Here is a 9,711-nt window from a genome sequence, read left to right as displayed (position 1 = left end):
TCGATCCACACCTGGGCTTCATTGGTTACTTCATTGCCATCCGCCAGGATGAACGGATAGCGGCGCACGTAGGAGGGAACGTAAGAGACCCGCCATTTTCCCTGCTTGTCCAGGTAGAGGTTCTCCCCCTCCCGATACCCGAGCAGGAACAGCGGAATCACCAAACCAGCCGAGTCACGCGCAAAAACGATCGGGTAATGCAGACATCCCACAGCAAACTCGGAGCACAGAGCCGGCACTTGATGGGCTCCTTTGGCGAAAGACAGACCCTTCGTCCAGGTTCTGATCCCAACTGAGGAGAAGTCTTTCTTGTTAAGGGGAATTGGGTTGTTGTACAGCACTGGAAATGTCATGAGCGTCATCCTTGCTATTGTTGTGAAAGGGAAATGAGGGTGTCTCCGGTGAGCTACGCATCAAACACGGCCTGATCCGTGCGTCGCATGATTGCTTCTGTTTATGCGACCTGACGCGAACGATTGGGGATGCCTCATGAACGGCCAGCCGATTTGTTTAACTGGTCCCAGGCCAAACGAGAGTTGCTCTGAAACGGCTTTTTGTCACACCACTCTTGAGGTAAAGTGTTTCTTTCGCGGAGGTCTGTCCTGAGGGTAAGTGCAAACGGCACGCCATCATCCTTAAAAAGCCAATCGAGAGACCTGTACCGGCCTGGAATCATCATCGAATCAGGCAGGGTTAATTTGAAATATTTTATGTAAAATCAAGGAGCAAGAGCGTTCAGGGCGCCCTGTGAAGAATATATCTGATGGCGCATGTTCATCGGCGATAAAGGACGATTTTCGGCTCTTGGCAAGCGCTTCAAACCCGGTTTCAGGCAATAAATTTGAAACGCAACGCCGTAAGAAACAGAAGATTTCAAACTTCTGAAACGTTGTTGCTCCGGTCTGAACGCCAAGGACGGGTATTCAGGCCAACCACGAAAAGCGCGGAGGGGAGACCATTTCAGTCAAGAAGATGATCGTTTGTCACTTTCAGCCAAAACCAGAGAACCATCTCGCAGTGGTTCGGAATTGGAAGGGGCGAGACACCGGGTTCCGGTGGTTTCGCGCGGGGTGGGGCGGTGGGGAGAGAGGGATGCCAAAGCGGTGGATCGGGTTGCAACGCGGGGGAAACATCCTGACCCCCGAGGTGTCGGGGGGGATTGTCCCCCGGCCCCCCGTATGACTGAAAAGCTCAACATCCCCCGATGGACGCGGCTTAAAAGATAAAAAATACTCTAATATCTGACTTTTAAGTTGTTATTGATTTAAATGGTTCCGACCCGATGCTGCCGGCTCTCGTGACGTCGTGCGCAACGGAATGGCTTCGCTGTGAACTGGCGGGTGTTCAATGGCCGGTATTTGACCTGTTTGGGGAGTCTGTCCCTGCCCGCGTTCGTCATGCCTGCTTTCGGTTTATGTCGTCTCTTCCGGTTGACGCAAACCCATGGCTTTCATCCGCCGCCACAAGGTACTTCGACTGATGTTCAACTTGATGGCAGCGATCTGCATATGCCAACGCGATTCGATCAAGACGCGCAAGATGGTTTCCCGATCCAGCGATTCGCCCTCTTCCGGGCCATAAGAGCGCTTCAAAGGGCGTCCGCCATGGCTTGTCGTCGAGGCTGTCACGGTCGCGCAGGGGGGAGGGCCGAGGGAGGGGAGGGTGCGGGCACGGAATTCCGGAGGCAGATTGGACCACGTCAGGATGGACTGCGGGGCCACCACCATGGCATGTTCCAGAACATGTTCCAGTTCCCGGACGTTGCCCGGCCAGTCGTAATCCATGAGAGCCGCGAGCGCCTCATCGCTCACCCCGCGGACTGATCGATTCAGCCGAAGGTTGAGTTTGGCCAGGAAATGGTCGATCAGCGCGGGCATGTCCGTCTTGTGTTCCCGCAACGGGGGCATGCGCATCTCCACCACTTTGAGCCGGTAATAAAGATCTTCGCGGAAAAGCCCCTCCTGGACCAGCTCGCGCAGATTGCGATGGGTGGCGGTAATCACCCGCACATCCACCCGGATGGGATTGTTGTCTCCCACAGCCTCAAAAACCTTCTCCTGCAACACCCGCAGGAGCCTGATCTGCATGTCCAATGAGATGTCGCCGATCTCATCCAGAAAGATGGAGCCCCCGTCCGCCAGTTTGAAGCGGCCAGGCTTATCGCGTATGGCATTGGTAAAGGCTCCGCGCACATGACCGAACAACTCGCTTTCAATGAGTCCGACCGGCAGGGATGCGCAGTTGACCGCCACAAAGGCGCGGGAAGCGCGCGGACTGGTGTCGTGCAGCGCACGGGCGGCCAACTCCTTGCCGGTGCCGGTTTCGCCGCTGACCAGCACGGTGGAGTCAACTTCCGAGAGGTGCTCGATCAGCTGATAGATATCCTGCATGGGCTGGCTTGATCCCACCAATCCATGCCAACCCTGTCGTGTTTTGGTCTCCCGCTCCAGCATGGCCAGGCGGCTTTCGTCCCGCACCACCAGGATCATCCCCTGCGTATCTTGTGCCGGGTCGAGAAAGAGTGACGCCGTGCAATTCAAAATCCGATTCATCCCCTCTTCGTTCATATTGACCATGCGTACCGAGCGTTTTCCGGCGCCCTCTTTGCGGGCTTTGCGCAGCAGAGGTTCCACGAAGGGGAAGAGCCAGGACATGACTTCCTGCAACGGTTGGTCGAGTGCCGGGGGGGTAATTCCGAGAAGTCTGGTCGCAGCCTCGTTGAATTGAATAATTCGCCATTTATCATCTATGGCGACAATGGCGTCATCCACTCCCCGAAAAATGGCCTCCATGCGACTTTTCAGCATTTCCTGTTCTTTGCGGAGGCGTTTATGCTCCGTGGTGAGATGGACAATCTGTTTGATGTGGGAAGGAAGGACGGGTTTGGTCAGGTAGTTGAAGACCCCATCCTTGATGGCGGCTTGAACCGATTCGCTATCGATGTTATCGGTTATGATCAGGGCGCTTGTGTCCGGATGCTCTTCATTTACATCTTTAACTAATTGAATCCCAGAACCATCCGGCAGATTGATGTCGCAGAGCACCAGGTCGAAACACTGACTCCGCAACACTTCCGTGGCTGTGCGAACCGATTTCGCCGAAGTGAATTGATACCCTTGTTTGGATAAAACCGGAACAACTTCTTCTAAGATAGCATCGTCTCCATCGACAATTAATGTTCGGATAGTCATATAGGTTCTCCTTGTTTCAAATCTGTTTTGACACGTATGTTTCATGCTACTCTAAATTTCATGTTATAACTATAAAAAAAGCTGCTCGCTGTTTCGTTCCATTTTTAAATCGAAAATACAGTAATTACACATCGACCCCTCTGACCCTCGTCTTATTGATAATTTTCGTGGCGAAACCGGCCAGGGGGGCGTCAGGACGAGGCGGTGCCCCTTTCCGCCGACCGTTCGACCGAGAACGTCGGGGGCTGGCCTGCCATACCACTTTGGTTCGTCCCGCTGCGGAGGATCCGGCGGCGCCTCCTCAGGTGCGCCTCTATCCGGGGAGCCATGAGGGGTTGGAAGCCCGTTGATCCCGGATTTTCCAACGGGCTCCGTGTACGGCTCCAAGTGAAGTGGCCCCGTCGTCGAAACAATGCCGTGGCGCGGATAAGTTCCGGACCTTGCCCTTGCCGACGCTTGCCTTCAGTTCCTGTGGCATGAGAAACTCCCCTCGCAACACCCCATTCCGTTGCGAGGAACCACCATGAGGCCGAAAGCTCCTTCCGCCGCCCGTGTGATCCCGGCCGCTTCCCTTGCGGAACGGGGCGAAAGGACCATGGCCGAGGGCAAATGGCGGGAGGCGGTGGAGTGTTTCAAACAACTGGTCAAGGCCGAACCTGCCGCCGGCTGGGAGAAAAAACTCGCCGAAGCCTATCGGGGACGGGCTGGGGAACTGGCTGAAAAAGGCATGCCCAAGGAGGCGGTGATCCTGCTGGAAAACGCTTTCCGGCTGGAAGCGGACCCCGAGACCCTGGGCCTCTATTGCGACTGTCTGCTGCGCGCCGGGCGGACCGAGCCCCTGGGAGTCCTCTTTTTCCAACAGGAAGAGAACCTCTCCCGACACCACCCCGATTTCGCCGCCCGGATACGGGAACTGGTTGCCATTCTGTTGCTGGCCGGTTCGCTTCCGGAGCGCCTCCTCCCGGCGGGATCACCCTGGCAAAGCTGGCTGACACTGGCCCGCGAGGCCCTCGCCGCCTTTGCCGCCGGGGAGGAATCCCTCCTGGAGAGCCGTCTGCAGGCCTTGCCCCTGCGCTCTCCCTTCAAAGCCCTGCGTCTGCTGCTCAAAGCCCTCTTTCTGACTCGTGACGATCCCCGTCGCGCCCGACAACTGGCGGAATCGATCCCCGACGCTTCCCCCTGGTGCGGATTCGCCCGCTTCGTGGCCGACACCGCCCTGGATACCACGGAGCTGCTGCCCCGGCTGCCGGGGCTTTCCCCCCTGGAACGGACCGTTCTGGCCGGGGCGCGCGGCTGTGATCCCGCCCGATTGCAGCGGGCCTGCGAACGGTTCGCCCTCCCCGACGAGCAACTGCTGCGCACTCTGGTGCAACCTGCCGACCGGGAGATTGCCGCCACGGAAACCGAACGGCGGCAGCTCTGTTTCGCTCTGCTGGCCCGGCAGCCCACCGTCGGCGGTTTCACCCTGTTCGAAAAGCGCTTCGGCCCGCTCGACGCCGTGGAGAAACACCGCCTCCAGGCCCTGGCCGCCGAACGGAACCACTCCCCGGACAGCCCGCGTCATTGGCAGTCCTGCCTGAGCCTGCTGGAGGCCGCCCCCGCCACCCCGGAACGCAACCTGCACCTCGCCCTGATCCTGCGCCGTTTGGCGGACCAGGCGCATGCGCCCCCGCCCGAAACACCGCAACACTACCTCGAACGGAGCCTGGAATGGGATCGGGAGGATCGGAATACCCATCTGCGCCTGCTGGAAATCTATCGGGAAGAGGGGGAGGAGCGGCATTACCACCGCATTCTGGAGGAGGCCCTGCGTCGTTTCCCGAAAGATCCGGCGATACTCCATGCCGCGGTCAAGGAGGCTTTGCAGCGCAAATCCTTCAAGAAGGCCTCCGTTCTGGCCAAGCGGCTGCTGGAGTTGGATCCGCTTCACGACGGGGTGCGGCAGGATCTGACGCGGGCCGCGATTCAGCAGGCTCGCAAACAGGTCAAGGCGGGGCGGATCGATCTGGCGCGGCGGGAGCTTTCCCAGGCCGCCGCATTCGGGCGGCCCGGGGAGAAAATCGGGCTGATCGCCATTTGCCAGGGGTTGATCGATGACGGGCCGGAGGGGGAAACGCTGCTCCTGGAGGGGGTCCGGCTTGTCGGAGATGGCGTGACCGGCTGGTTTCGCGCTGCGGCGGAAGGCCGGGCCATGGGACTTCCCGAGGCCCGTTACACCGCCCTGACCGGGCGACTCCGGCAGGTGGCCCGGGAGAAACCCCGTTCCGAGGAGGTGTTGCGCCTGGCCGGGGTGGCGACCTCGTATCTCTCCGACAAACCGGTGCAGCTGGGAAGCCTCTTGCCGGTTCTGGAGGGCTGGCTGCGTTCGGCTCTGAATCTGGAATTCTCTCTGGAGGAGATGCGAACCCTCTGCCTGCTGCTGCTGGATGCCGGGCAATTCCGCCTGCTGACCCGGTGGGCGGACAAAGGGACCAAACGCTGGCCCGATCAGCCCATCTTTCCCTTTTGCCGGATCGCCGCCCAACATCGCAACGCCCCGAAAAGCCTCATCTTTAACCAAGTGGAGTCGTTGTATTCCCTGCTGGAGGAGGCCTACACCATTGACGACCGGGAAACCGGGAAGCGGATCGTTAACCTGCTGGGGCCCTTCGGTCCGGGGTTTTCGGTGCCTTTCGACCTGGAGGAGGAGGACGACGACGACTTCGACCCGCATGAATGGGATGGCCTTCCCCCCTTCGTACCTCCCCCATCCATCCCCAGGGATCTGGAGGCCAGCATGGTGGGGGAACTCGCCAATCTGGCCCGGGAACTGATGCAGGAGAATCCCGGAAAATTCGATCGGAACAAAATGGGGCAGACCTTGAAGGCCGCTCTGATCGAAGGAGGCGGATTCACGGAGCGTGAGGCACATTCGGAGGCGCTGGCCGCCATCCTGGAAAAGGCCATGGACCGGGCCGGTCTGCCGCGTCGTGTCGCCTCCAAAACCGCTTCGGGGCCGAATCCGCCGGCTTCGTCTTCCGCCACCACTCCGGCCAAACCGCAAAGGCGTCAGAATGGCCGGCAACGTTCGTTTGATTTTTGAACCGAGGAGCCATGACCGATCCCTTCACCCTGCTGGGTCTCACTCCCGAGGCCGATGACGACGCGGTCCGCAAGGCCTATCTGCAACAGGTCCGGCTCTATTCTCCCGAACGTCATCCGGAGCGTTTTCAGGAGCTGCACGCCGCCTACGAACAACTTAGGGAATGGCGGGGCCGGGTGGCCTGCCGACTCTTTTCCCTCCCCGATCCCGATCCGGGTCGGCTGCTCGCCCCTCTGCTGCAGGCCGATGCCACTGCGCCCCGGCCCGCAGTGAAGCCGTTGCAGGAGCTTCTCGGGGAGTCGGTGCGCGGCTTTCAGCTCACCGCGACGTCGCGGGGGAAAGGATGACCCCCGTGGATCAGGAGGCCCTTATCGCCCGCTTTCGCGACTTTCTGCAGGAAACCCCCGTTGCGGACAACCCGGAAAGAGTCGATCTCTACACCCTCTTCGTGGAGCTTTCGGCCCTGAAGAACGAGGTGCGTCTCGAATCCCGGCAGGTCAAGACGGCACTGGAGGGTTTTCGCGCCCTGACGGAGCCGTTGCGCAGCGGCTATGCCGCCCTGGAGGAGGAAAACACCCGGCTGCGGACCGATTGCGCGGAAGCCGGCGGGAAGCGGCTGCGTCCCCTGCTCCTGGAACTGCTGGAGCTGCGCGACCGCATGGCCGCCGGGCTGGAAGCGACCTCCGGCAGGAAGCTGTCGAAGCTCTTCCGCCGGTTCTGCCGCAAGGAGGAGGAGCGGTTGGCCGTGTGGCGGGAGGGGCAGGAGATGACCTTGCGGCGCTTGGATCAGATTCTGGCCGGCCTCGGGGTGGAGCCGGTGGCGGTGCTGCACCGCCCGCTCGATCCCCGGATGGCGCGGGCGGTGCGCGCGGAATGTCACAAGGGCGTGGCTCACGGTCTGGTGGTGAGCGAGTTGCGGCGAGGCTTCCTCTGGCAGGGGGAGCTGCTGCGTCCCGCCGAGGTGGTGGTGAACCGGGAAGAAGGGGCTTAAGATCATGGACAGCGAGATCATCATCGGCATCGATCTGGGGACCACCAATTCGGAGGTGGCCCTCTATCGCCAGGGTCGCCCGGAGGTCCTCGCCGATGAGACCGGGCGGAAGATCCTGCCCTCCTTCGTCGGCGTGGCGGAAAACGGGGAGCTGCTGGTGGGCGAGGCGGCACGCAACCAGTACGCCGCCTTTCCGGAACGCACCGTCAAGTCGGTCAAACGGCGCATGGGCTCACCGGAGAAGGTGACCATGGCCGGCGAAGGCTACCTGCCCCAGGAGATCTCCGCCCTGATCCTGAAGCGCCTGAAAAGAATCGCCGAAACCCGTCTGGGAGAGCCGGTGAAGAAGGCGGTGATCACCGTTCCGGCCTATTTCAACGATGCCCAGCGCCAGGCCACCCGCGAGGCGGGGGAGATCGCCGGCCTTGAGGTGGTGCGGATGATCAACGAACCCACCGCCGCGGCGCTGGTTTACGAAGCCGGACATCTGGAGGGCAAACGGCTGCTGGTCTACGATCTGGGCGGCGGAACCTTCGATGTCTCCGTGGTTCGCATCGAAGAGGGTGTGGTGGAGGTGATCTCCAGTCACGGCAACAACCACCTGGGAGGCGATGACTTCGATCAGAAGATCGTGGAACATCTGCTGAGGCATCTGAAGGAGAACCAGGTCGATGCCGAGACCTCGCCCCGGGCCATGGCCCGGTTGCTGCGGGCGGCGGAGTCGGCGAAGTGTGCCCTCTCGGACCATCCCTTCGTGCGCATCGAAGAGGAGTACCTTCTGGAGCGGAAGGGACTGCCGGTGCATCTCTCCCTGGAATTGAGCCGGGAAGAGTATGAGGAGATGATCGCCCCCTACATCGAGGAGACTTTGGCTGCGGTACACATCGCCTTGCAGGGGGCGGGGCTCACCGCATCGGACGTGGAGTCGATCCTGCTGGTGGGCGGGGCCACCCGTACCCCGCTGGTGGCGCGACGGCTGGAAGAGGCCTTTGGCCTGCGACCCCGGGGCGAGGTGGATCCCGAGCTGTGCGTGGCCATGGGGGCCTCGATTCAGGCCGCCGCCATCCAGGGCCAGGAGGTCTCGGCAGTGCTGGTGGACATCACCCCCTACACCTTCGGGGTGTCGGCTTTCGGCGAGCTGGACGGGTTGCCTTACCCCTATCTTTTCTGTCCGGTGATCCCCAAGAATAGCCCGATTCCGATCCACAAAAGCGAGATCTTCTTCACCATGAATGACAACCAGGAGATGGTGGAGGTGAAGATCTTCCAGGGCGAACATCGGGATGCCCTGGCCAACCGCCTGATCGGCGAGTTCCGCATCGAGGGGCTGAGTCGGGCCCCGGCCGACAATCCGGTGCTGTTGCGCATGGATCTCGATCGGGATGGCATCCTCCACGTTACCGCCACCGAGAAGAAGAGCGGGCTCTCCCGCAAGGTTTCCATCGGCAATGCCCTGCGCAAGCTCGACGAGGCCGAATTGCAACAGGCCCGGAAGCGCCTTGGCGACCTTATGGGCGGGGAGGAGCCTTCCGAAGGGGAGGCGCAGCGGCACCCGGAGGTGGTTCAGGCCCGCGCCCTGGTGGAAAAGGCGCAACGCATGCTGGAACAGGCGGAGGAGGAGGACCGGCTTGAGATGATCGATCTCATCGAGGCGATCCGGGACGCCCTGGCCGCGGAGGATTATCCAGCGCTGGCTCAACCGTGCGGGCAGTTGTCGGAGATCCTCTTTTATCTGGAGGCCTGAGGGTGCTTCCGCCTGCCCGACTCTCTCATTGCCCCATCTGCCGCGCCTCCCGGGGGGAGGAGCGGGACTCCTGCCGCCGTTGCGGGGCCGATCTCTCCTGGCCGCTGCGGATCCTTCGCGAAGCGCATCGGGAAAGCCAGCTGGCTCGGCAAGCCCTGCTCCGGGAGGATCTCATCCAGGCCCGACACCATGCCCGACAGGCCTGCCTGCTGCATCGCACGCCGTTCAACGAACTTCTGGAAGCGTTTGTCTCCGGCGTGCGTTGACGTTTGCCGGATGTATCGGTTCAGGTATACGGGGGTTCGGGGGGGGATTATCCCCCCCGACGGGTCCAGGACGGCGCCCCGGGACTCTTCCTTTCGCCGTGGATACGATCATGCCGCGCTGTGCAGGGGCCGGAGTAGTTAGGAGGTTTGAACATCTTGCTTGTCTTTTGGCTTGCCTGCGACGTTGCGAGAAGGTTTGCATATCGACATATGCGCCCCTTCTCGCGCCCTTCAGGTGAACCAAAAACCGGCGCAATCTGCACAAGTTATTTTTAATGGCCTCCTTGCTGCCAGATTTTGATTCCCGGCAAGGTGAAGGACAGTAAGGAAACTTGCTTCTACGCTTTCGCAAGCCTTTCTGGTATCCTCACAGTGGTAATGGGAAACAGAGCGCAAGGGGTGGAGCATGAAGTTCATTGACCCACGCATCGACTTCG

General features: G+C 60.8%; 7 protein-coding genes. 5 read left to right on the top strand and 2 right to left on the bottom strand.

Annotated elements, in window-relative coordinates; translation table 11 throughout:
* A partial coding sequence (locus HQL56_15325) for a SapC family protein (protein MBF0310890.1) occupies window positions 1–353 on the bottom strand: 353 nt, incomplete at its 3' end.
* Between the two features lie 1,059 nt (window positions 354–1,412).
* Entirely contained in the window at window positions 1,413–3,191 is a 1,779-nt protein-coding gene (locus tag HQL56_15320) for a sigma 54-interacting transcriptional regulator (GenBank protein MBF0310889.1), read from the bottom strand.
* A 523-nt stretch (window positions 3,192–3,714) separates the two neighbouring features.
* Here HQL56_15320 and HQL56_15315 point away from each other — a divergent pair.
* From HQL56_15315 to HQL56_15295, 5 genes are read left to right on the top strand one after another with little or no spacing between them, the layout of a single operon-like run.
* Complete coding sequence (locus HQL56_15315) at window positions 3,715–6,273, top strand: hypothetical protein (protein ID MBF0310888.1); 2,559 nt, start codon at window positions 3,715–3,717, stop codon at window positions 6,271–6,273.
* Between the two features lie 11 nt (window positions 6,274–6,284).
* A complete protein-coding gene (locus tag HQL56_15310) occupies window positions 6,285–6,620 on the top strand; it encodes a J domain-containing protein (GenBank protein ID MBF0310887.1) in 336 nt (111 codons plus the stop codon).
* Between the two features lie 5 nt (window positions 6,621–6,625).
* The gene (grpE, locus tag HQL56_15305; protein MBF0310886.1) at window positions 6,626–7,264 is read left to right on the top strand and encodes a nucleotide exchange factor GrpE; all 639 of its coding nucleotides are present in this window, start codon (window positions 6,626–6,628) and stop codon (window positions 7,262–7,264) included.
* Between the two features lie 4 nt (window positions 7,265–7,268).
* Window positions 7,269–9,008 carry an Hsp70 family protein gene (locus HQL56_15300; protein ID MBF0310885.1) on the top strand — a complete coding sequence of 580 codons (1,740 nt, stop codon included), beginning with the start codon at window positions 7,269–7,271 and terminating at the stop codon, window positions 9,006–9,008.
* A 2-nt stretch (window positions 9,009–9,010) separates the two neighbouring features.
* Window positions 9,011–9,274: a hypothetical protein gene (locus HQL56_15295; protein MBF0310884.1), complete on the top strand. Its 264-nt coding sequence runs from the start codon at window positions 9,011–9,013 to the stop codon at window positions 9,272–9,274.
* Window positions 9,275–9,711 lie beyond the last annotated feature (437 nt).

The organism is Magnetococcales bacterium (genome assembly GCA_015231925.1).
In the GTDB taxonomy this organism is placed as follows: Bacteria; Pseudomonadota; Magnetococcia; order Magnetococcales; family JADGAQ01; genus JADGAQ01.
This window is presented reverse-complemented; position numbering and strand designations above follow the sequence as displayed.

Excerpts from the sequence above, each read along its gene's own strand:
- HQL56_15300 (MBF0310885.1), top strand. The coding sequence starts at position 7,269 with ATGGACAGCGAGATCATCATCGGCATCGATCTGGGGACCACCAATTCG.
- HQL56_15315 (MBF0310888.1), top strand. The coding sequence starts at position 3,715 with ATGAGGCCGAAAGCTCCTTCCGCCGCCCGTGTGATCCCGGCCGCTTCC.
- HQL56_15310 (MBF0310887.1), top strand. The coding sequence starts at position 6,285 with ATGACCGATCCCTTCACCCTGCTGGGTCTCACTCCCGAGGCCGATGAC.
- HQL56_15320 (MBF0310889.1), bottom strand. The coding sequence starts at position 3,191 with ATGACTATCCGAACATTAATTGTCGATGGAGACGATGCTATCTTAGAA.